This window comes from Collinsella sp. An7 (assembly GCF_002159335.1).
Classification (GTDB): domain Bacteria; phylum Actinomycetota; class Coriobacteriia; order Coriobacteriales; family Coriobacteriaceae; genus Coprousia.
Genome location: NZ_NFHP01000002.1, coordinates 317,133 through 339,394, shown reverse-complemented (window position 1 = coordinate 339,394; position 22,262 = coordinate 317,133). Strand labels below are relative to the sequence as shown.

At 67.3% G+C, this 22,262-nt stretch carries 16 protein-coding genes; 11 read left to right on the top strand and 5 right to left on the bottom strand.

Going from position 1 to position 22,262, the window contains the following annotated elements:
• Positions 1–154 precede the first annotated feature (154 nt).
• The 8 genes from B5G20_RS03630 to B5G20_RS03595 all read left to right on the top strand — a co-directional run bounded on the left by B5G20_RS03630 (position 155) and on the right by B5G20_RS03595 (position 10,544).
• Entirely contained in the window at positions 155–1,561 is a 1,407-nt protein-coding gene (locus tag B5G20_RS03630; protein ID WP_087355138.1) for a hemolysin family protein, read from the top strand.
• A 179-nt stretch (positions 1,562–1,740) separates the two neighbouring features.
• Complete coding sequence (locus B5G20_RS03625; RefSeq protein WP_087355136.1) at positions 1,741–2,364, top strand: hypothetical protein; 624 nt, start codon at positions 1,741–1,743, stop codon at positions 2,362–2,364.
• 189 nt (positions 2,365–2,553) lie between these two features.
• The gene (locus B5G20_RS03620) at positions 2,554–2,952 is read left to right on the top strand and encodes a YtxH domain-containing protein (protein WP_087355134.1); all 399 of its coding nucleotides are present in this window, start codon (positions 2,554–2,556) and stop codon (positions 2,950–2,952) included.
• Positions 2,952–3,707 carry a hypothetical protein gene (locus tag B5G20_RS03615; RefSeq protein WP_087355132.1) on the top strand — a complete coding sequence of 252 codons (756 nt, stop codon included), beginning with the start codon at positions 2,952–2,954 and terminating at the stop codon, positions 3,705–3,707. The genes B5G20_RS03620 and B5G20_RS03615 overlap by 1 nt, the downstream gene beginning before the upstream one ends.
• 100 nt (positions 3,708–3,807) lie before the next feature.
• Complete coding sequence (locus B5G20_RS03610) at positions 3,808–5,187, top strand: polysaccharide deacetylase family protein (RefSeq protein ID WP_087355130.1); 1,380 nt, start codon at positions 3,808–3,810, stop codon at positions 5,185–5,187.
• A 188-nt stretch (positions 5,188–5,375) separates the two neighbouring features.
• A complete protein-coding gene (locus B5G20_RS03605; protein WP_143750208.1) occupies positions 5,376–6,938 on the top strand; it encodes a polysaccharide deacetylase family protein in 1,563 nt (520 codons plus the stop codon).
• Between the two features lie 469 nt (positions 6,939–7,407).
• Positions 7,408–9,300 (top strand): CBS domain-containing protein, encoded by a 1,893-nt coding sequence (locus tag B5G20_RS03600; protein WP_087355126.1) that lies wholly within the window; start codon positions 7,408–7,410, stop codon positions 9,298–9,300.
• 2 nt (positions 9,301–9,302) lie between these two features.
• Positions 9,303–10,544, top strand: coding sequence for a divalent metal cation transporter (locus B5G20_RS03595; RefSeq protein WP_087355124.1), 1,242 nt, complete (start codon positions 9,303–9,305; stop codon positions 10,542–10,544).
• A gap of 381 nt (positions 10,545–10,925) precedes the next feature.
• Here the strand turns inward: B5G20_RS03595 and B5G20_RS03590 are convergent, their stop codons facing one another.
• The 5 genes from B5G20_RS03590 to B5G20_RS03565 form a co-directional block, all read right to left on the bottom strand.
• Complete coding sequence (locus tag B5G20_RS03590; protein WP_087355122.1) at positions 10,926–12,995, bottom strand: hypothetical protein; 2,070 nt, start codon at positions 12,993–12,995, stop codon at positions 10,926–10,928.
• 687 nt (positions 12,996–13,682) lie between these two features.
• Positions 13,683–14,681, bottom strand: coding sequence for a Spo0B domain-containing protein (locus tag B5G20_RS03580; RefSeq protein ID WP_087355118.1), 999 nt, complete (start codon positions 14,679–14,681; stop codon positions 13,683–13,685).
• 9 nt (positions 14,682–14,690) lie between these two features.
• Positions 14,691–15,692 (bottom strand): GHKL domain-containing protein, encoded by a 1,002-nt coding sequence (locus B5G20_RS03575; protein WP_087355116.1) that lies wholly within the window; start codon positions 15,690–15,692, stop codon positions 14,691–14,693.
• Between the two features lie 9 nt (positions 15,693–15,701).
• A complete protein-coding gene (locus tag B5G20_RS03570) occupies positions 15,702–16,910 on the bottom strand; it encodes a hypothetical protein (protein ID WP_087355114.1) in 1,209 nt (402 codons plus the stop codon).
• A 10-nt stretch (positions 16,911–16,920) separates the two neighbouring features.
• Positions 16,921–17,772, bottom strand: a complete 852-nt coding sequence (locus B5G20_RS03565; RefSeq protein WP_158094383.1) for a LytTR family DNA-binding domain-containing protein — start codon at positions 17,770–17,772, stop codon at positions 16,921–16,923.
• Between the two features lie 400 nt (positions 17,773–18,172).
• Here B5G20_RS03565 and B5G20_RS03560 point away from each other — a divergent pair, with 400 nt between their 5' ends.
• From B5G20_RS03560 to gatB, 3 genes are read left to right on the top strand one after another with little or no spacing between them, the layout of a single operon-like run.
• A complete protein-coding gene (locus B5G20_RS03560) occupies positions 18,173–18,481 on the top strand; it encodes an Asp-tRNA(Asn)/Glu-tRNA(Gln) amidotransferase subunit GatC (protein WP_087355110.1) in 309 nt (102 codons plus the stop codon).
• Positions 18,481–20,055 carry an Asp-tRNA(Asn)/Glu-tRNA(Gln) amidotransferase subunit GatA gene (gene gatA / locus B5G20_RS03555; RefSeq protein WP_087355108.1) on the top strand — a complete coding sequence of 525 codons (1,575 nt, stop codon included), beginning with the start codon at positions 18,481–18,483 and terminating at the stop codon, positions 20,053–20,055. The genes B5G20_RS03560 and gatA overlap by 1 nt, the downstream gene beginning before the upstream one ends.
• Entirely contained in the window at positions 20,052–21,935 is a 1,884-nt protein-coding gene (gatB, locus tag B5G20_RS03550) for an Asp-tRNA(Asn)/Glu-tRNA(Gln) amidotransferase subunit GatB (RefSeq protein ID WP_087355106.1), read from the top strand. Before gatA ends, gatB begins: the two co-directional genes overlap by 4 nt.
• The last annotated feature ends 327 nt before the right edge of the window (positions 21,936–22,262 follow it).

Sequence of the window (22,262 nt, the reverse complement as noted above, 5' to 3'; positions counted from 1 at the left end):
CGGACGAAGGGTCGCCCGGCCGCGCCGCTCGCCCAGCTCGGGCCCGTCCCGGCAGCAAGCGAGCCGCCCCGCCGTCCGCCGTACCGCCCGCCCCTCAGGGGTACTAGCCGGGCACGTTCTCATCCATCGTACCTAGGAGGTTCGATTCCGCCGTATGGGCATTGCCATATCCATCGTCGCAACGCTGCTCCTGACCCTTCTTAACGGCTACTTCTCGATGTCCGAGATGGCCCTTACCACCGCCAAGCGCGCCAGCCTCGAGCACGACGCCGAGGAGGGCGACAAGCGCGCCGCTCAGGCGCTCGAGCTCGCCGCCGACTCCACCGACTTCCTCGCCACCATCCAAGTGGCTATCACGCTCGTGGGGTTCTTCTCGGCAACGGTCTCGTCTAACACGCTTTCCGACCCGCTCACCCAGTGGGTTGTCTCGTTTGGCGTGGCCCCGCTCTCGGCCGTGGCACCCGTGGCCTCGCCCATCGTCATCACGCTCATCGTGTCGTATCTCTCCATCGTGATCGGCGAGCTCGTGCCCAAGCGCATCGGCCTCTCCGACGCCGAGGGCATGGCCAAGTCTGTTGCCGGGCCCATCATGTTCTTCCGCAAGATCGCCAAGCCGCTCGTGTGGCTCACGCAGGCGAGCGCCAACGGTATCTCGACGCTGCTTGGCATCAAGAGCGCCGACGACCGCCAGAACGTCTCGGAAGAAGAGATCAAGTACATGGTCTCGGAGCAGGATGGCCTGCTCGACGAAGAGAAGCGCATGATCCACGAGATCTTTGACCTGGGCGACGCCGTGGCGCGCGAGGTCATGGTCCCGCGCGTGGACGTGACCATGGTCGAGGACGTGGACAGCGTGGAGAAGGTGCTCGACGTGATGCGCAAGACCGGCTATTCGCGCGTGCCGGTCTTTCATGAGGACCCCGACAACGTGGTGGGCATCGCGCATATCAAGGACCTCATCGAGCTCGCGCTCTCGAGCAAGGGCAAGCAGCCGGTGAGCGGGAGCCTGCGTGACGCCACCTTTGTGCCCGACACCAAGGATATCCTACCGCTTCTCTCCGAGATGCAGACCGCGCACGAGCAGATGGTCGTGGTGGTGGACGAGTACGGCGGCACGGCCGGCGTTATCACCGTCGAGGACATCGTTGAGGAGATCGTGGGCGAAATCGAGGACGAGTTTGACCCCGACAACAAGTACCTTACGCGCCTCTCCCGTCGCGAGTGGCTGGTCGACGGCCGCTTTAGCTGTGACGATGCCATTGAACTGGGTTGGCCTATCGAGGAGAGCGACGACTACGAGACCATCGCCGGCTGGATTATGGACTTCTGCGACTCGGTGCCCGACATCGGAGAGGTCTTTACCGTGGAGGGCTACAAGTTTAAGGTGCAGTCGATGCGCGGGCAGCGTATCTCGCTCATCCGCGTGATCGCGCCGGAGGAGCCGGTGACGCCGGCGGTTGGTGCCGAGGATGCCGATGCCGCCGCACGTGCCACCGAGGAGGACGCTGCCGCGCACAAGGGTGCCGTCCACGATGAAGAGGGCAAGGAGGCGCGCGCCTAGTTGCCCATAACCGGTAGAATACGGGGGAGGGCCGCGCGGACGAGCGCTGCTGACGCCGCCGTTGCCGTTGCCACGTGCTTGCGGCAACGCCTGCGCGTAGCGCGCCGAGCGTGCCCGCACGCGAGCGGCCCTGCACGCGGGCCGGCAGCAAGCAACGGGAGCCGAAGGATCGGAGAGCCATGGCAGACCTGTTTAACATCATGAAGATCCACGTGAGCGCCGACAAACTCCGGGCGCGCGTGCTCGTGAACCCCGGCATGCCGGTGCGCACCTCCGAGGACATCGAGGCCACCGCGCGCGTGTACTACCTGGTCCCGGCCATCGCCCAGCACGCATGCTACGGCGACGCGGGCGAGAAGTTCCAGGACTGCATGGGCGATACCGAGGTCGCCCACCTGCTCGAGCACCTCACCGTTGAGCTTATGATCGAAACGGGCCTTGCGGGCGACATCTCGAGCGGGCGCACCCGCGGGGTCTCCGAGGACCCGCACCTCTTTGACATCGAGCTGAGCTGCCCGGACGACGCGCTCACCATCGGCGCGCTCTCGTCGGCCGTCTTTATGATGCAGTGGGCCTTTGTGCACCCCGACACCCCGGCGCCCGATGTGGAGGGCACCGTCGCCGCGCTGCGGAGCCTCGTGCTGAGCCTGCGCGGCGAGGACGATAGTGCAGGTAACGGGGCCGATGAGTCTGCGGACGGAGCCGAGGACGGCGCTCCCATCGACACCGAGGCGCCCGCTGCGGCGGGCGAGCCGGCCGAGGGTGCGGTCTTTGGCGGGGCTGCCGCTGGCTACCAGGGATAGACTGCTTGATTGCAGATACGAGCGGGATCGCCTCGCAGCAGGGTCCAGTGCCGGAGTACCCGGGCGGCCATGCTGCGAGGCGGCTGCGTTTCTAAACAAATCACCGCTCACGGGTCGTCTGAGTTGACGCTCGCACATGCGGGTATAATGAGCTGCACCTGTACGCAAACTCTCACTGGAGGGATAGACATGGGCAAGACGTTCAGCTTTGTGGTCGGCGCGGCGCTCGGCGCGGCGGCGGGTACGGTCATCGGCATCCTCGTTGCCCCGCGCTCGGGCGCCGAGACCCGCGCGATGGCGAGCGATATGGCCAACGACGCTTGGGACAACGCGCGCGACTTTTACGAGCAGGGCACCGAGCAGGTCCGCTCGGCGGTGAACGACTTTGGCCCGATGGTTGACGCCAAGACCGACGAGCTCCGCGCCAAGGTCGACCTCGCCCGCGAGCGCATGGATCAGCTGCGCGAGACTCTCAACCAGGCTGTCTCCTCCGGCAACGTAAAGCCCGCCATGGACGTTGAGGTCGAGGTCGCTCCCGCCGCCGAGGCTGCTGCCAAGGCTCCCACCGAGGCTCCCGCCGAGGCGTAATGCGCGCTCTCGATTTTCAGGGGCTCAAGCTCTACCGCGTGCCGCCTAAGGACCGCCGGACGGACAAGTCCGGCGCTCCGGTGCGCCCGCGCAAGATGGGCAAGGTGCACTTTCCCGTTTTTACGCCACGCGGCGATCGCTTGATGGGCTTTATGGTGACCCCGCCCGAGATTGCGGGGATGGTCAAGCGCCCCGATTTCTTTGTTGCTTTTGACGCCCTTGAGTCGTACGAGGGCGCGTTCTGCGCGCTCGACGTCAAGGGTTCGTTTGATAAGCCGGCGGCCAAGCGTCTGGGAATCGACCTCGACCGCTGCCTTATCTGGACGGGCATGGACGTGCGCACCGTCTCGGGCGAGTCGCTCGGCTACTGCGCCGATGCAACGTTTGACCCCAAGACGGGCGCGGTCTCTACCTATGCGCTCACGCGCGGCGCCACCGCCACGGCGCTTCTGGGCAACGTTGAGATGCCCGCGGAGCTTCTCCGGGGGTACCGCGACGGCTGCATGATCGTGGACGACGCAGCGGCCGAGCTCGAGGTTACGGGCGGTGCGGCGGCTAAGGCGGCCGAGGTGAGCGTTAAGGTCTCGGCCTCGGTTAAAGAAGGGGCCGCCAAGGTCAAGGCAGGCGCCAAGGCGTTTGACGACAAGGCGGCACCTGCCGTGGAGAAGGGAACCCGCGCCGTGGGCCGCCAGCTCGGCAAGACCAAGGGCATGTTCAAGGCCTTTAAGGACGAGTTTAAGAAAGCTTCGCAGTAAGGCGGTCTTGGTCGGAGGCAAGGCCGTCTTGTGTTTGTGTTGCGCGCTATGGGTGCTCGCACCCCCGGCGCATCCTCCGGTTATAGCGAGGGGAGAACCATTGCCAAAACGTCGCACCCCCTATCCGGCATCCCGTCCGACCCGCCGTCGGGCGGCCACGGGCTATCAGCTCCCGCGCGGACGGGCGCGCTCCCAGCGGCGCCCGGGTGCCACCTACCTTAACCATTCGCAGGGGTTTGGCCGTAAGCGGACGGGATTCCGCGCGAGCGGCCCCGACAGCCGCAAGCCTTACGCCATCTTGGCCGTGGGCTGCGCCTTTCTCTTTTTTGTGGCGAGCATCATCTGGTACCTCAACCGCTCGGTCGAGATTACCTATAACGGTGAGCCGGCGAGCGTGCGCATCAATGCGTCGATTTCGCAGTACATTGAGGACAACGGGCTTGCCGACGAGTATGACGCGGGCGACCTGCTCGCGGTGGACGACTCCGTGCTCGAGCGCGGGGGCGGCTCGCGCTATACCGTGACGCTCAACGGGAACGAGGTTGCACCCGACGATTACGGCACCACGCACCTCACGGGCGGCGAGGAGCTTACCATCGCCGACGGCGCCGACACCTACGAGGACCACGACGTTCAGGCGACCGAGATCGCGCCGACCCTCACCGTGGAGGGCTCGGGTGCCGTGGGCTACGTGGCCACCTGGGGCGTGCCCGGCCGCACGGAGGTTTGGACGGGCAAGACCTCGGGCATCACGGCCGACCGCGGCACGGTGCGCGAGGTGGTCAACGCGGTGGTTAAGCTCACCTCGGTCTACCCGGATGACGGCAAGAAGCTCATCGCGCTCACCTTTGACGAGGGCCCGAGCTCCTATACCGAGCAGATTCTGCAGGTACTCAAAGAGAAGGGCGTTACGGCAACGTTCTTTCTCCAGGGCGATGCGGTTGAGGCCGACCCTGCGGCGGCCCGTGCCATCGCCGAGGCTGGGTGCGAGATCGGGTCCAACTCCTACAGCGATACGGACCTCACCGACCTTTCGGCCGACGACCTGCGCTCCCAGCTTACGAAGGGCTTTAGCGCCATCAAAGACGCCACGGGTGAGGACGTGTGCCTGCTGCGCCCGCCGTACGCCGCGTTCTCGGAGCAGAACTGGGCCGACGCAATGGATTTGGTGAGCGCCGTGGTGTCGTGGAATCTCGACTCGGGCGATTGGCTCGTGCCAGGGGCGGACGAGGTGGCCTCGACCGTGGTGAGCGCGGCGCGCACGGGCAACATCGTGCTCCTTTCTGATACCGACGCGACGGGTGCGCAGGCGGTTGAGGCGCTGCCGATGATCATCGACCAGCTCCAGGCCAACGGCTTTAGCATCGTGAGCCTCTCGGAACTGGTGGCGAGTGACAGCGACCTCAAGGACGCCATCAACCTCTCTAAGGTGACGATGCCCAAGGACGCCGTGCTGCCCACGCTCTCCACCGAGGAGTGAGAATATGGGGACGGGTGCGTCTTTCTCACGTGGAGAGAACCGGACCCCCTAGCCCCCTGCTTCAAGCACTTGTTCTGGCTTCAACCTAGCATTTCGGTAACTTGTATCGGTCCCGCGTTGCGGGTACGCTTCTCGTCAAAGGAGAGACCGCTGCCAAGAAAGAGGGCTGCGGCGGAAAGGCGGACATGATGGCGCAGCGCGATCGCGTCGAGGTCGGCAAGGCAACGAATCTGCACTATACCGGTGGCCGTGCGCACTACCGGCATGCGCCCAAGCCGCATGGCCGCTCATCTGAGTTTCCCAAGCTGCATACCGGCGGGCCGCGTCTCACGCATCGCTCGGACGGTGCGCACGTCGGCCATGGCGGCTGGCGTGGGCCGCGTCGTCCGCGGGGCCGGGGCGGCGCGGCGGCCCTTGCCGTGATCGCGCTCTTTGCGGTGCTGCTGTGTGGTACCGTGGTGGGCGGCTGGTACTTTATGCTGCGCGACATCACCGTCACGGTCAACGGCGAGCCGGTGACGGCACGCGTTAACACCCCGCTCCCCAACCTGCTCTCTGAGCACGACTACTTTGGTGCCAAGCCGGGTCGTTTGCTCTCGGTGGGCGGGAACGTCCTCGATGAGGAGGGCGGCGTAACGTGTACGGTTACCCGGGGCGATGCCGAGGCCACGGGCGATGCGGCGGGGGACGCCGGGGACGCTGCGGGGGACGCCGTGGCAGATCAGGCCGCTCCGGACGGTTCGACTGACGACTCGGCTGCGCCCGCCGAGGACACCGCCGCTTCGGACGCTGCCGCAGATACCTCGCAGGCTCCCACCGGCGACACCATCGATGAGCGCGACTTTGCCAAGACCCTCCTGCACGACGGCGACGTCTTTACCGTGACCAACGGCGTGGACACCGACGAGCCGAGCCACGAGGAGGAGGCGGAGCTCGCCCCGGCTGTGCAGCGGGAGCGCGGAGGCGCGGTGCAATTTGTCTCGCAATGGGGAAAGGCCGGCAAAAAGACGGTCCGCGTGGGCGAGCGTTCGGGCGAGCGCGTTGACGTGGCGGTGATTGAGCCTGCGACCGACATGGTGGTGAGCTCCATCAATCTCGAGCCGGCGGGTGGTCCGTATGCGGCGCTCACCTTTGACGACGGCCCGAGCAGCTACACCCCGCAGATCCTCGAGATTCTTAAAGAGAAGAAGGTGCCGGCCACCTTCTTTAACCTGGGCAACCAGGCCGCAAAGGATCCGGACGGCTGCCGCGCCATCGTGGACGCGGGCTGCGAGCTCGCGAGCCACACCAACGCGCACCAGAACCTGCCGACGCTCGACCGCGAGAGCCTGCGTGCCGAGATTTCGTCCGCGGCGGATACGCTCGAGCAGGCGAGCGGCACGCGCCCGCAGATGATCCGTGCGCCCTACGGCGCCTTTACCGAGACGGAGTGGGGCCGCGCGGGCGACCTTATCTCGGCCAACGTGCTCTGGAACATCGACACGCTCGACTGGAAGCGCCCCGGGGCCGAGGCCATCACGAACGCGGTGCTGGACAATGTTGAGAACGGCTCGATCATCCTCATGCACGACGGTGGCGGCAACCGCGAGCAGGATGTCGAGGCGTTGCCCGGCATCATCGACGGCCTGAAGGAGCGCGGCTACACCCTCGTTACCGTGAGCGAGCTCATGAAGCTCGACGGGCGCGTGCCCGAGGAGGTCATCGAGGGAACGGTCAAGATGCCCGAGGACGCCGCCATGCCCGAAGGGTGACACCGCGGGCCCTATCGGGGCGCCTGGGGCCTGTTTTGTCGGGCGCCTGGGGCCCATCGTTGCCCGATTAGGGGGTCATTTTCAAAACTTCGCGTCAATGTAAGGATGGAATCGGGGTTTGCCGAGTAGACTAGGCCGGGCGCCCAGAGAAAGCGCTGGTAGATGCGGTGCCGATTTTCGCTCTACTCGACGGAAGCCGTTTTCATCCTTACATTGGCGCGAAGTTTTGATACTAACCCCTCTTTGGCGCTGTTTTGGGCAAAACGGTACGGATGCGCCTCCCTGACAGGCCGGCAGCTCGCCCGGCACCAAACCGCGCTCGTGGTACACTTAGCAAGTTATACGCAGGGTCTCGAGAAAGGTGAGCGGTGAAATCCAAACCTCGACCTCATAGTCGATAGGGCCCTGCGGGCGCTGCCGGCGCGTGCGGGGTGTCTTGCACCTTCTGCCGCAAAGGAGCGCCATACCCATGAATTACCTGTCTGAGATGCTCAGGCTCCCCGTCATCGACGCCGCGGGGGAGAAGCTCGGCGTTGTGAACGACCTCGGCATCGCCACCGGCGAGGTCTTTCCCCACGTTACGTCGCTCGCCTTTCAAGGGCCGGGCAAGACGCCCTTTATGATCAGCTGGCGCAAGTACGTCGATCATCTCGACGACACGGGCGTCTACCTCAAGGCCGTGAGCACCGATGTGCGCTTCTCGTACCTCCAGCCCGACGAGGTGCTGCTCGCGCGCGACATCCTCAACAAGCAGATCGTGGACACGCAGGGCATGAAGGTCGTGCGCGTAAACGACATCAAGCTCTCGGCCACGGGCGCGGGGCAGCTCCGCCTGCTCGGCGCCGAGGTGGGCGCCCGCGGCCTCTTGCGTGCCATCCACCCCGCGTTCGAGCGTACGGTCATGCGGCTCGCCAAGCTCACGGGCCGTCCGCTCAAAGAAGAGATCATCGCCTGGTCGTACATGGACCTTCTTGAGCGCTCGACCCAGACCATCAAGCTCTCGGTCTCGCACAAGACGCTCGACGAGCTGCACCCGGCAGACATCGCCGACATCATCGAGCAGCTCGACCCGCGCCTCCGCGGCCAGGTCTTTGCCCAGCTCGACACTGCGCAGGCGGCCGAGGCCATCAGCGAGCTTGACGATGACGAGCTCGTGGCCGAGATGCTCGAGGGCATGAGCGACCGCGACGCCTCGAGCATGCTCGCCCTCATGGACCCCGATGACGCGGCCGCGCTCATCGAGGAGCTCGACTACGAGAAGGCCGAGAAGCTCCTGCGGCTCATGGGCGTCAAGGAGGAGCGCGCCATCCGCACGCTTCTCGGCTACGCGGAGGACACCGCCGGCCGCATCATGACCCAGGAGTTTGTGGCGCTTCCGGCTACGGCGACCGTCGGCGATGCGATCGACGCCATTCGCAGGCTCGACGAGGACTTTGAGAGCGTCTACTACGTCTACACGCTCGATCCGGTGGGCGCGCTCACGGGCGTGCTCAGCCTCCGCACGCTCATCGTGGCCGACCGCGACGCGCGCCTCTCGGAGCTGTCGTACCGCGACGTGGTATGGGTCGCCCCCGACCTCGACCAAGAGGAGGTGGCCGACGAGATGACCAAGTACAACCTCGTGGCCATCCCCGTGTGCGACGAAGCGCGCCATGTGCTCGGTATCGTTACGGTGGACGACGCGCTCGACGTTCTTGCGGAGGAGCACGAGGAGGACCTGCAGATCGCGGGCATGGGCTCGGGCGAGAGCGGCGCGGCGGGCGAGTCGATGCACGCGCTCTCGTGGTTCGCGCAGCGTTCGTACTGGGTGCTCGTCTGGGCCATCGCCTCGGGCGTTATCGCGGCGGTGCTCACCTGGATGGGCGTGGACGGCAGCTCGTGGTTTATCTATCCCATGGGCGTGATGCCGGTGGTGCTCATCACTGCAAGCCGTATGACCTCGTTTGTGCGGGGCTTCTACCTGGAGTACGACGAGCGCGAGGACGAAGGCAAGCCGTATCTGGCGTTCTTCTTGCGCTGCGCCGGCGTGGGCGCGGTGCTTGCGCTCGTGGTCTACCTCTGCGGGCAGCTCGTGCTGGGCGCGGCATTCCCTGAGGGGTCGCTCGAGCCGGTGTTTGTGGGCGGCGCGTGGGATGTGACGGCGCAGACCACCGCGCAGGTGCTCACGGCGTGCTTTGGCGCCGCGGCCGCGGTGGTGTTCGTGTGCTTCTTGGGTGCCGTGGGCTACCTCAAGCTCCTCTTCTGGCGCGATGAGCACGACCGCAACACCTCGGGTATCGCGCTCAACGTCTCGGCGGTGCTGATCGCCTGCGTGCTGTACGCGGTTGCCGCGACGCTCGGCGTCTTTCTTGTGGTGGCGTGAGGATGGCGCGCGGGACGGGCGAGCGCTTAACGCTCGCGGCGGTGCTGGGCGCGATGGGCCCCGGACTTCTTGCGGCGCTCGCCGGCAACGACGCCGGCGGTATCGCCACCTACTCGAGCGCGGGTGCCACCTACGGCTACGGGACGCTCTGGATTCTGCCCATCATGGCGCTTCTGCTCATCGTGGTGCAGGAAACGGCGGCGCGCTGCGGCTGTGTGACGGGCAAGGGCTTTGCCTCGCTCATCCGCGAGAAGTTCGGCGTGCGCAAGAGCGCGCTCGCCATGGCGGCGCTGCTGATTGCCAACACGGCCGTGACCATCTCGGAGTTTGCCGGCCTGGCGAGCGGCCTTGCGCTTTTTGGCGTGCCCAAGACCATCTCGGTTCCGCTCGTGGCGCTTGTGATCTGGCTCGTGAGCATGTCGGGGAGCTTTCGGCGGATCGAGAAGATCCTCCTGCTTGTGAGCTGCGTGTTCTTGACCTACGTGGTCGCCGCGTTTCTGGTGGGACCCGACTGGGGCGCGGTGGCGGCCGCTACGGTCACGCCGCGCATGGTGGCGAGCCCGGGGTACGTATCGCTGCTGGTGGCGACCATCGGCACCACCATCGCGCCGTGGATGATCTTTCTCGCGCAGAACAACGTGGTCGATAAGAACGTTGACGAGTCGGGAATCCCGCTCCAGCGGGTCGATACCGTCTCGGGCTCCATCATCGCCTGCGCCATCGCGTGGTTCATCATCGTGACGACGGGCTCGGTGCTCTACCCCGCGGGAATCGAGGTCTCCGACGCAGCCGACGCGGCGCTCGCCCTCGAGCCCATCGTGGGGCCGTGGTCGACCGTCCTCTTTGCCGCGGGGCTCGTGGCGGCGAGCTTTTTGGCGGCGTGTGTGCTGCCGGGTGTGACCTCGAGCGCCATCTGCGAGGCCTTTGGCTGGGAGCGCGGGGCCGACCGCAGCTGGGACGAGGCGCCCGTCTACCGCGGTATCATCACGGCGGTGATCATGGTATCGGCCTTGCTGGTGATTTTGCCCGGGGTGGACCTCTTTGAGATCATGATGTCGGCGCAGGTCATCAACGGCGTGCTGCTACCCGTGCTGCTGGTCTTTCTAGTGTTTATCGCAAGCGACCGGCTCATCATGGGGCAGTACCGCAACGGACGGGTGTGGAACGTCCTCACCTGGGCGACGATCGTGCTCATCACGGTGCTCACCGTGGTGATGTTTGTGCTGCAGCTGCTGGGGTTTTAGGGGCGCGAGGGCTCCGGGTCGGTGCGGCCGGGCGCGATGTCGGGCCTGGGCTAGCACCCGACCGTCGGGCGGCGGTGCGGACGGCAGTCGCGGGCGGCCGCCTGGCCAGCCGAGATGACGGGAGGGGCGAGTCGGCGGCGGCTGCCCGGCCGGCCGTCTCGGACACTGCGGCCACCCCGGATACCGCCGTTGCGGACCGCTGCAGAGCACGCTCGCCGTACGGCCGGTCCCGCGGAACCCGGGCAACGCCCGTCGCCGCGGAACCCGTGCGGTCCGTCGCCCAACAACCCCGCCCCAACAAAAAGCGGGCCGCGACTCCTCGCCGCGGCCCGCATGCACCTCTGGCTCAGTCCGCCAGAAACGGCTTTCTATCCCAGCGGCTTACCGCTGCTTGCGCTTGCCCACGGCAATAAGGCAGCCGCCCGCCAGAGCCACCGTGGCAGCGCCGGCGCCCGCCAAAAGCGAGAGGTCGCCGGTCTGGGCGAGCGTCCCGGTCGGCGTGCCCGCCGCGCCGGCTCCCACAGACCCGCTGCCAGGCTCGACGTTCGCCAGCACAAAGGTCGAGAAGTGCGTGGTCTCAAAGCTCACGGTGCCGGCCTCGGCGTCCACGGTCGCGTGCATATCGGTCACCGTGCCGTCGTCCGCAACGTGGAAGACAAAGAGGTTCTCGGCGCTCATGCCCTCGGGGATGGGCAGCGTCACGGTCACACGGTCGCCCTCGGGCACCGCAAACTCGTTGCCCGCCCAGTCCTCGAGGTGGATGTCGTAGACGTACATCGCCTTCACGCCGGCAACCGCGGTGTTAATGGCATCGCCCGCGGTCTCGGCTGCGTCGCCGCCGATCCAGTCGGTCACCAGGGTGAGCATGCTCCATACAGCGTCGTCGCCAAAGCCGTCGGCGTCAACCTTGCCGCTTACGGTGTGGGTGAGCGTGGCGCCCTGCGCGTTGGAGATCACGGTCTCCGTCGAGGTGCCGAGGGTGAGCGTCGCGGGCGCGGTGAGGTTGATGTTGAGTGAGTTGGGGCCGCCCTTGCGGTTGAGGGTGCCCGCCGCGGGGGCGAGGGCGTAGGAGAGCGCCTTCTCGGCAGGGTACTCAACCCACAGGTTGGCGGATGCGCCCTGGCCGTCGCCGCGCACAAAGTAGATGCCCGAGTTGTGCCCGCTGTTATAGAGCGGGTCGGACGGGTCGAGCGAGTGCGCGTCGATCATCATGGTCCACGCCGAGCTGCCGCTGGGCGCGCTGAACGTGACGCCGTCTTCGGTCTTGACCGTGAGCTGGTACCACTCGCCCAGCTCAGGGTGTCCCGGGAAGGTCATAACGCCGTTGTTGATGGTGTAGGGCAGGAGCTCGTTGTTCTCGTCCCACGGCTCGGCGACGTATTTGAGGCTGCTGAGAACGTAGGTGCCGGTTGCGGTCATGCCCTTGATCACAAGGCGCCCGTTGCTGTCCACGGTGGTCGACAGATACTCGGGCTCGCCGCCGTTCTCGGGGATGCGCATGACGTACACCCCGTTGAGGTCGCTGAGGCCGAGCTCCTCCTCCAGCCCAAAGAGCGTCAGGTTAAAGGTCACGCCGTCTGAGGTTGCGAGGTCGTGTTTGGCCACGTCGATCGTGCCGTCGGAACCGTCGGTCAGATACTCATCAAAAGCAACGTCAAGGATGGCAAGGGCCTGCTGGTCGGGAGCGTACGTGGTAAAGCTCTGCTGCTGCGCGGCGTTGAGCTCGGCGCGATCGAGGCCGATGGGGTACTGGCCGCCCACGCGGTCACAGAACGCCTGCCACGCGTCGATGCAGGCGAGGTCGACCTTGCCGTTTGCGGGGATATCGGTGGTGTTGGAGGCGAAGATGATGGAGGAGACGCCGCTCCACTTTGCGTAGACCCAGATGTTGAAGGTGCCGTTAGACTCGGTAAAGTCTGACGCTTCGAGCTTCTTGTCGAGCGGGATAGAGCTCTCCCATCCCTGCAGGGTGTGATAAGTGCCGTCGCCGAACATCTCCGTTGTGCCCACGGGGAACAGGTCCGCAGCTTCCGCAGCGATGACCTCGTTGAGCGTCTTGCCGAGCGTGACGTCGACGCCGAAGTCGGACAAGCCGCCCGCCGGATCCTGCATGTCAAAGCGCACGATGTAGTGCACGTCTGCCTGTGTGCTGGCCTGGGCATCAGTTGCCGCGGCCTTGGCCGGCTCGGTCGCCTCTGCTGGTGCGGTCTCTGCGGTGCCGGCGGTCTCGGTGGCGTCCGTGGTTGCCGCACCGGTCTCGTCCGTCGAGGTCGCGCTCGCGTTGGCGGCCTCGGTGTCCGTTATCGAGGCGACGGCCTGGCCGGCCTCGTCGGCGGCAAAGAGCCCCGTGGGTGCGAGGCATACGCTGCCTGCGCCCACGCTCGCGGCAACGATGAGCACTGCCGCCGCGACGCGGACCGCGCGGGTACGCGCTTTGTTCTGTCGTGCCATAGCGTTCCTTTCTTCCCCCTGCCCCGGGCTCGCAGTGAGCTCGGGGCAGCATGAACCCATAGTCTTTCAGAGTATCCTCGCCGCCCACGTGGGACGGAAGGGGTTTGGCAGAACGGGTCGCTTGCTTGGCAGTATCGGTTGGCGGGGCCAAGCGCCGGTATCGGAGCGTGGCGAGCCTGTTTGGATGCGACCCGCTTGCCCGCAGGTGCCCGCGCTCATGGAGAAGGCGGTCCGAAGCGGCCTGAAGACCGAAGCCGCTGCCTGTACCGGCGCCCTGCGCAAGTGGATGGGCAGGCTGACGGCGGATGCAGGCGGGACGCGCATTGTGTGGGCGGAGTGGCGCGCCGCGCGGGCGGGCGGACAGCTTGGCGGTGCATGCAGACGGGATGACACGCCGCGCGGGCGGGTGGACATTTCGCGCCGTAAGGGCTCGGGCGCGGATGCATGACAGGGAGGGGGGTTCTTATCTATAACGAAACGCTGGCGTGGCCAAAAACAGCGTCGAAAAAGTAACGTGCCGTCCCGCGGACCGCCTGCTGAGCGATCGGAGAAGGCGGCACGGATGGTCCGCGTAACTTATGAAGGCTCGCAGGTGCAGATAAGCGGGCAAATTCCCTGCATCTGACCACGGAGCTCGATGCACTTTGGGGTGTGGGAAGCCCAGCAGCCCCTTGGCAACGCGGAAAATTACTTTTTCGACGCCGATTTTGGCCACGCGGCCAGCTGCGCGCGAAGCTCCGCCACGTAGGCGCGGGCGCGCTCCAGCTCGCCGCGCTCCACAAGCATGCCGATTACCTGCAGGTGGTTGCGCTGGTCGTGCCTGAAGCGCGCCGCCGCCTCGGCCTCGCGCGCCATGCGCCGTGCGGCATCCGCGTGCACGGCAAGCTGCGCCTCAAGGCCCGCGGCGCGCGCCCGCTCGCGCTGCGCGGTGCTGAACCGGCGCAGGGAGAAGACGGCCGCAATGTCCGCAACGGCGCAGAACAGGGTCACGCCTAGCATCACGAGCGCGAGGGGCGTGGGGATGACGCCCAGCCCGCCGCAGAAGTAGGCAGTGTAGAGGACGAGTATCACGAACCCCTGCGTGGCCAGAAACCGCCCGTATGGGGCAGCATCCTCCGCGTCCTCGACCTGCCCGCTTCCATCTAGTGCAGCGCGGTTCAGGGGTCTCGAGCCGTCTGCCGCCGTGCGGTCGTGTGCAAGGATCGCCTCCCGCTGCCGGGCGAAGAGCCGTCGGAGCGCCAGACCGAGTATGGCGAGCGCCACCAGCCCGGCAACGCGGACCGCAAACTCGAGCGGGCCGCTCGTTACCTGCGCCGTGAGGGGGAGGCCCAGCACGCTGTAGAGCACCATGGTGGAGGTTTCTACCGTCAGCTCCGCAATGACCCCGATGGCGATTGCCGCGGCGCGCACCGTGCGCGGACCGCGCCAGCACAGATAGGGGATGAGCACGTAGTCGGTAAGATACCAGAGCACGCGCTGGGTGGGATCGGGACCGATGGGCAGGAGCATGTTGCCGACGATCTGGCACACGATCGCCGCCGTCCAGTACACGCGCGGGTTTTTGATGGGCAGGACCCATGCGCAGACGGCATGGTAGACCAGGTCGAAGGCGACGTGCTTGACGGTGAAGTTGAAGAGCAGGATGGCGAGGGCGCCCGTGTCGGCGGCTTGGAGGAAGGGTTGCATGGAGGGCTCCTAGTCTTTCCAGAGGGCGCTCAGGGTAAAGATGCCGTTCTCGCGCGTGCAGGTGATCTCGCCGTCGCGCCGCTCGACGATCTGGCGCATGATGGCGAGGCCGAGCCCGTGGCGGGGGAGTGTGCCCGCCGGGGCGGCGGGATGTGTGGTTTGGGCGGAAGGACTCGAGGTTGAGCTCGAGTCGACGCGGCGGCGATTGGCTGCCCTGTCGGCGTGCGCATGGCCGGCCGATGCTCCCACCGGGGCGACCGGGTTCTCGACCTCCAGAAGGAAATAACCCTGTGCGGGGTGTGCGTGGAGGTGGATCCAGCGCTTGCCCGTCGGCAGCGCGGTGCAGGCGTGCACGGCGTTGTCGAGCGCGTTGGCGAAGAGCGCGCAGAGCTCGACGTCAGGGGTGGCGAGGTCGCCCGGCACGGTCGCGTCCGCATCGAGCTCGACGCCCTCCTCGGCACACCACGCGGCCTTGGCTGCCAGAAGCGCGTCGACCACGGGGTGCTCGCAGAAGCGGTCGTCCGGCGTGCGGACCACCTCGGCCGCGCCTGCCAGGTGGGTGAGCGCGGCGGCATCGTCGCCCGTTGCGAGGGCGGCCTCGACCTGGGCGAGCTGAGCATCGAGCTCCGTGCGCACGCGGTCGCCTTCGGCCTGCGTGCGCCGCATGAGCAGGGCGTAGTGCTCCTGCGCGGCCACTTGGTCCTCCAGAAGCGCCGCCCGCTCAGCCTCGATGCCAGCTCGCTCGGCGTCGAGTAGGCTGCGGAAGAAGAGCGGGTTCAGACAGGCGCAGACCACGCCCATGGCCGCCGCCAGGAGCGCCACGGCCTCCCAGGCGGCGAAGTGCGGGCGGAGCAGGAACGCACTGGCCACAAAGATGATCTGGCTCGCCGGCATGAGCAGGTTGACCGCGCGGCGCGCAAGCGGCAGCTCGCGGAGGAGGTGCCACAGGTAGACGGTCGAGATTACGAGTGCACCGAGCGAGACGGCTCCGAGGGTGTAGACGACGTTCATGGGGCTTCCTTAGGAGTTGGTGCTTTGGGAAGGGAGGGGCTGCGGAGCCCCGGTGCCGCGGCGAGGGTTCTTGCAGGGGTTGGGCTGCGGCGCACGGGGAGATGGATCGGCGCCGGTGGATGCCGGGCTGGGTGGGTCGGGCGGGCTTGGCCGGGCGTGGGTGGTTGAAGCAGCGCCTGTGGACGGCGTTGGGACGGGTCGCCCGCCCGGGACGCCGGGCTTGCTCGCGGCAGGCGGCTCGGTGAGGCTGCGGCGCAGTGCGCGCACGTAGGCGAGGGCGCGCCCGCGCTCCCCGCGTTCTACCAGCGCCCCGAGCACCTGCAGGTGGTTACGCTGGTCGTGCCGAAAGCGCGCCGCGTCCTCCGCATCGCGCATCGTGCGTTCCGCGGCATGCACGTACACGGCAAGCTGCCGCTCGAGCGCCGCTGCCCGCTCGCGCTCTCTAAGCGCCGCACCCAAGCGACTGAGTGAGGCAAAGGCGAGCACATCGGCGGCGAGGCAGACGGCAACCGAGACCACCATGATGAGGTAGATGGCGGGAGAGGTGTTGCGGTTTGCCATGATGATCGTCGAGCCAACCAGCAGAAAACCTAGCTGAGTGGCAAGAAAGAGCAGGTAGGGTCGGTCCGGTGCCTGGGCGGCGCGGCAATCGCGCGGGCGCAGGCGCGCACTGCCCTGCGGGCGGTTCGGTGACGCTCCGGCATCGGCACCGCCTGCCGCGGCTCTCGCGGTGCTCGCCCGCCCCGCGTCTCGCTCCCGCTTGTCCGCAGCCGGCCCCTGCCAGCCGGCGCGTCGGACGGCGATCGCCACGGCCCGCCCGATGGCGAGCATCGATACCCCGCACAGGGCCCGTGCGATAATGCTGCTCGCATCGATCGTGTCGCGGTTGACGTTGAGCCCGGCAAAGATGATGAGGAGCCCAAAGACCATCTCGCTGGAGATCTCGGTTGCCACGAGCAAAAGCGCGCAGACCGCACGCCGCGCCCAGGGCCCTTTCCAAAAAAGACAGGGGATAACGAGGTAATTGAGGGCATACCCCGCGATATTCCAGGCGGTCATGGTGTTGGGGCTCGCCAGCGCAAGCGCAAGAGGGCTGATGGCGAGCATGCAGGCAAAAAAGGCCACTCGCCGCCGGATGGGCAGCAGCCAGGTGGCGACGGTGGCGATGACGGCGTTGACGCCAAGGAGCACGATCAGGTTGAGGGCGAAGAGCGGCATGGAGGGCGGCTTATCGGCGGCAGGCCCGGAGGTAGGCAAAGAGCGCCTGGCGCACGCCCGCGCGCATGCGGCGGCTCACGGGGACGCGCTCGCCGGTTACGAGGACAATACCCGTGGCGTCGAGCGAGGCGACGGCGGCAAGGTTGACGATAAAGCTCTGGTGGCAGCGCGCGAAGCGCGCGGGGAGCTGCTGCACGAGGTCGGCGAGCTTGCCGTAGACCTCAAAGGTGTCGCGGCGCGTGTGGACGCGCACCACGTGGAGGTTGCTCTCGAGGTAGAGGATCTCGGCCGGGCGCACCACGCGGTCGGCGCCCTTGAGCCTAAAAGCGATGGGCTCCTCGTGCGAGCGCTCGAGGGCCGCGAGGGCGAGCTCGAGGGCGTAGGCAACATCGGCACGGTTGAATGGTTTTTTGAGGTACGCAGCATGATGGGTGCGATAGACCTGCGTGTGGAAGGAGTCGTAGCCGCTCACGTAGACCACCTGCGTGCGGGCGCCAAGGCCAAAGAGCCGCTCGACGGCGTCGATGCCGGTGGCGGCGTGCGAGCCTTCGGGTCGGGCGTCGGTTCCCTCGGCGGCCCCGCTGGCCCCGGGCGCGGTGGATGCAGCCTGGCCTGAGGCCGCGGCGCGTCCGGTTTCGTCCTCCTCGGCGAGCACGATATCGATAAAGGCGAGGTCGGGGTCGTATCCGGCGGAGAGCGCTTGGGCGAGCTCATCTGCCGAGGTAAAGGTGCGAATATCAAAGGAGGAGCCGGGGCGGGAGGGCCGCCCGTCCGGCAGCGCGGTGCCGGGCAGTTCGCCAATCAGCCTCGCGAGCGCCTCCGCGTCTGCGGCGCGGTCGTCCACGATCGCGACGGTAACCATATACTGCCTCCCCTCCCCGTATGCGCTCTCGCCATTATAGAAAAGCGCCGCCTGCGCCCGGCCGCCGCCGCCCCGCCGTGCCGGAGCTGTCAAAAACCGTGCCGAATCTGCTGCAGTTACCCGGGTGGGCGCCGGGGCAGCCCCACCGGCTGCCGCCGGGCGGCGTGGCTCGGCGGCCGGCATGCGCGTTGCTGGTCCTGCGACTCGCCCGGGTCTGCGCCCGTTGTGTCTTTGCGGCTGGCTCCAGCCTGGCCCGCCGAGCGCTCCGGCTGCGCTGGCGCCGCCCGCGCGCCCGTCGCTTCGCCCGCACGTTGCCGTTGCGTGACCGGCGCCCCTTCGCCGCGGCCTGTCCGCGTACTCTCTTATAATGGTGCGACATGACCGACCGGAAGGGGCGCCCATGCCACTTACCCAAGAAGACGTGCGCGGCATTGCCGATTACGCGCGGATTGCGCTCGAGGGCGACGAGCTCGCCCAGATGACCGACTACCTCAACGATGCCGTGGCGATGCTCGAGCCCGTGCTCGCCTACAACCTGCCCGATGTGGACCCCACGTTCCACCCCATCGGGGACCTCTCCAACGTCATGCGCGCCGATGCGCTGGCGCCCGAGCGCGACCTCACGCTCGCGGCGGCGCTCGGCAACGCGGCCTCCACGCGCGGGGAGAACTTCCGCGTGCCGTCGATTCTGGGGGAGGGTGAGGAGTAATGCCGCAGAGCTACGACACCCTGTCCGCGGAGCAGATTGCCGCGGGTGTGCGCGATGGGGCCTTCTTGGCCGTTGAGGTTGCTCGCGCGGCGCTCGAGGCGGTTGAGGCGCGCGAGCCCGAGGTCCAGGCATTCATCCAGGTCACGCCCGAGCTCGCCCTCGCGGCGGCCGAGCGCATCGACGCCGCCCGCGCCGCCGGCGAGACGCTGCCGCCGCTTGCGGGCGTGCCGCTCGCCATCAAGGACAACATGAACCTCGAGGGCACGCGCACCACCTGCGCCTCCCGCATGCTCGAGAGCTACGAGAGCCCCTATACCGCCACCTGCGCCGCACGCATGCTCAAGGCCGGTTGCCTGCCCATCGGCAAGGCCAACATGGACGAGTTTGCCTTCGGCTCGTCGACCGATACCTCGGCCTTCCACCCCACCAACAACCCGTGGGACCTCACGCGCGTGCCCGGCGGCTCTTCGGGCGGCTCGGCGGCGGCGGTGGCGGCCGGCATGGTGCCGCTCGCGCTCGGATCCGACACGGGCGGCTCGATCCGCCAGCCGGCGGCCCTTTGCGGCGTGGTGGGCATGAAGCCCACCTACGGAGCCGTCAGCCGCTACGGCGTGGTGGCCTTCGGTAGTTCGCTCGACCAGGTAGGCCCCTTTGGGCGCACCGTGGCCGATGTTGCCGCCGCCATGGACGCCCTCGTGGCGGGCGGACGCGACCCGTACGATTCCACCTCGCAGGAGGTCGCGCCCTCCTTTGCCGCAGCGGCGCGGGGCGAGGGCGCGGTGCCCGTGGCCGGGCGGCGCGTGGGCCTCGTCCCGGCGTTTATGGAGGCCGAGGGCCTTACGCCCGAGGTCCGCGCCGGTGTGGAGCGCGCGGCGGCGGCGCTCGATGCCGCGGGCGCGGAGCTCGTGGAGGTCGACCTCCCGCACGTGGATGCCGCCATCGCCGCCTACTACGTGATCGGCCCGGCCGAGGCGTTCTCCAACCTCGCCCGCTTTGACGGCATTCGCTACGGCTACCAGGAGCCGGGCTGCACCTCGCTCGCCCGGCAGAGCGCCCTCTCGCGCGCCCACGGCTTTGGGGCCGAGGCCAAGCGCCGCCAGCTGCTCGGCGCCTACCTGCTCTCGAGTGGTGTCTACGACCGTTACTACTACGCGGCGCAGAAGGCGCGCACGCTCATCACGGCCGACTACGCCCGCGCCTTTGAGCAGGTCGACGTGATCCTCATGCCGGCCACGCCGCATGCGGCCTTCCGCCACGGAGAGATCAGCGACCCCACGGCCATGTACCTCTCCGATATGTACACCATCTCGCTCAACATCGCGGGCAACGGCGGCATCTCAGTGCCGGTGGGGCTCGGCGAGAGCTCGGGGCTCCCCATGGCGGCGCAGCTCGTGGCGCCCGCGTTTGCCGACGAGCGGCTCATCGCCTTTGCCGCCGCCGTCGAGCGGGGCGTAGGCGGCGCGTTTGCGGCGGGCGTCGGTTCGCCCGAGGGTGCTGTGGTCCCCGTACCCGGCTCGGCATCGGTGCTCGGCGTGGCCCCGGCCTTTGCCGGGAAGGGAGGTGAGCTCGCATGAAGGAGCTCCAGGAGGTCCTCAAAGACTGGGAGGCCGTGATCGGCCTCGAGATTCACACCGAGCTCACCACGCTCGAGACCAAGATGTTCTGCAACTGCAAGCTCAGTCACGACGACGCGCCCAACACGCACGTCTGCCCCGTGTGCCTGGGCCTACCGGGTGCTCTGCCGGTGCCCAACGAGCAGGCCATCCGCAGCATCGTTAAGGCCGGTCTCGCCACCAACTGCGAGATCCAGAAGCACTCGATGTTCTACCGCAAGCACTATTTCTATCCCGACATGGCCAAGAACTTCCAGACCACGCAGGGGCCCGTGGCGTTTTGCATGCACGGGCGGCTCGACCTGGAGGTCACGGGCCGCGGTGCGGCCGAGCGCCCCGACTGCGCGTTTGGCGAGGCCGAGGCTCAGAGCCTGGCTAGTGCGAGCGCGGGCGCCGTGGGCCTCTCGGCCGACCTCTCACGCATGGCGGGCGAGGGCATGCATTTTGGGACGGGGTCAAAATGTGCCATGTCCGGCGCGGAGACGGGGACGGCGCAAGGCGGCCCCGCCCCAGAAGCGCCTGCGTCCGCGCTCGCGGGGCTCTCGGGCTACGACACCGCCGGGCTTGCCGTGCCCGAGCGGCGCGATGACGGCTCCTACACCGTGCCCATCCGCATCCTGCGCATTCACATGGAGGAGGACGCCGCCAAGATGGTGCACGTCGGCGGCGAGGAGGGGCGCATCGGCGGCGCGGCCGAGAGCCTCATCGACTACAACCGCTGTGGCACCCCGCTCATCGAGCTCGTCACCGAGCCCGACCTGCGCACCCCCGAGGAGGCGCGCCTCTTTATGGAGAAGCTGCGCCGCATCTTTGTTACGCTCGGCATCTCCGATTGCTCCATGGAGAAGGGCTCCATGCGCTGCGACGGCAACGTGAGCCTGCGCCGCCGCGGCGACACGCGCCTGGGCACCAAGACCGAGCTCAAGAACCTCAACTCGTTCAAGGCCCTGCACGACGGCCTTGCCTACGAGATCTGCCGTCAGGCCGAGGTGCTCGAGGAGGGCGGCATCATCTACCAGGAGACGCGCCACTGGGAGCCGAGCCACAAGCGCACCGTGGTGATGCGCACGAAAGAGACGGCCGACGACTACCGGTTCTTCCCCGATCCGGACCTTGCGCCCTTTGACCTGACCGACGAGTTTATCGAGAGCTGCCGCGCCGAGCTGCCGGAGCTCCCGGATGCGCGCCGCGATCGTTTTGAGCGTGATTTTGGCATCAAGCGCGCCGACGCCGAGCAGCTCGCGGGCGACCCGCAGACGGCGGCGTTCTTTGAGGGGGCGGTGGCGCTCGCCGCTCCCGGTGAGGCCCAGCAGGTCGCAAACTTGGTGGTTAACGACCTGCCCGCCTTCCTCAAGGCCGCCGCACGCGCGGACGCCGATGTCGTTGACGATGCGGATGCGTGGCTTGCGGACGGGGACGTCGCTTCTGCAGCCGATACCGTCGAGCCCGCGGGTGCCGAGGGCACCTCCGGTGACGCTGCAGCGAGCTCGCCCTTTGCGGCGGCGGGTATTGAGCCTGCGCAGGTGGCGTCGCTCGCGCACCTGCTCGCCGGCGAGGCCATCGCCTCCAACCAGGCGGCCGTCGTCATTGAGGCCATGGCCGGCACCGGGCGCGACCCCGAGGAGATCGTGGACGAGCGCGGCCTGCGCCAGGTGAGCGACGCCGGTGCACTCCAGGCCATCGTCGACGCGGTACTCGCACGCTGCAGCGACCAGGCTCAGCAGTACCGCGACGGCAACCAAAAGGTGCTCGGCTTCCTCGTGGGGCAGTGCATGCGCGAGAGCAAGGGCACGGGTAACCCCAAGCTCTTCAACGAGCTGCTGCGCGCGTCGCTGAGCTAAAGGGGCTTGCGGGAGGGCTTGCGGCCCGCCGGGGTGCTGGAGTGCGCCTCGACGGGTCTCAGCTTCTCGGTCCCATTTCCGTTTTCTCGATTCCCGTTTAACAATCTGCGATACAACTGGCGTGGGCCTGAGGGCGGGCGGTAGTTGTGTCGCAGATTGTCAATTGCAGCCACCTTTGGAAACCTCCGTTTGACCATTCGCACCATTACTAAAGGCAGCCCGCCGGATTCTGCCGCAGATTGTCAAACAGGCAAGCGTCCCTGGCCCTTTATCTGACAATCTGCAGCACAACCGCAGACGGACAACAGGTTCCATTGCAGTTGGTCA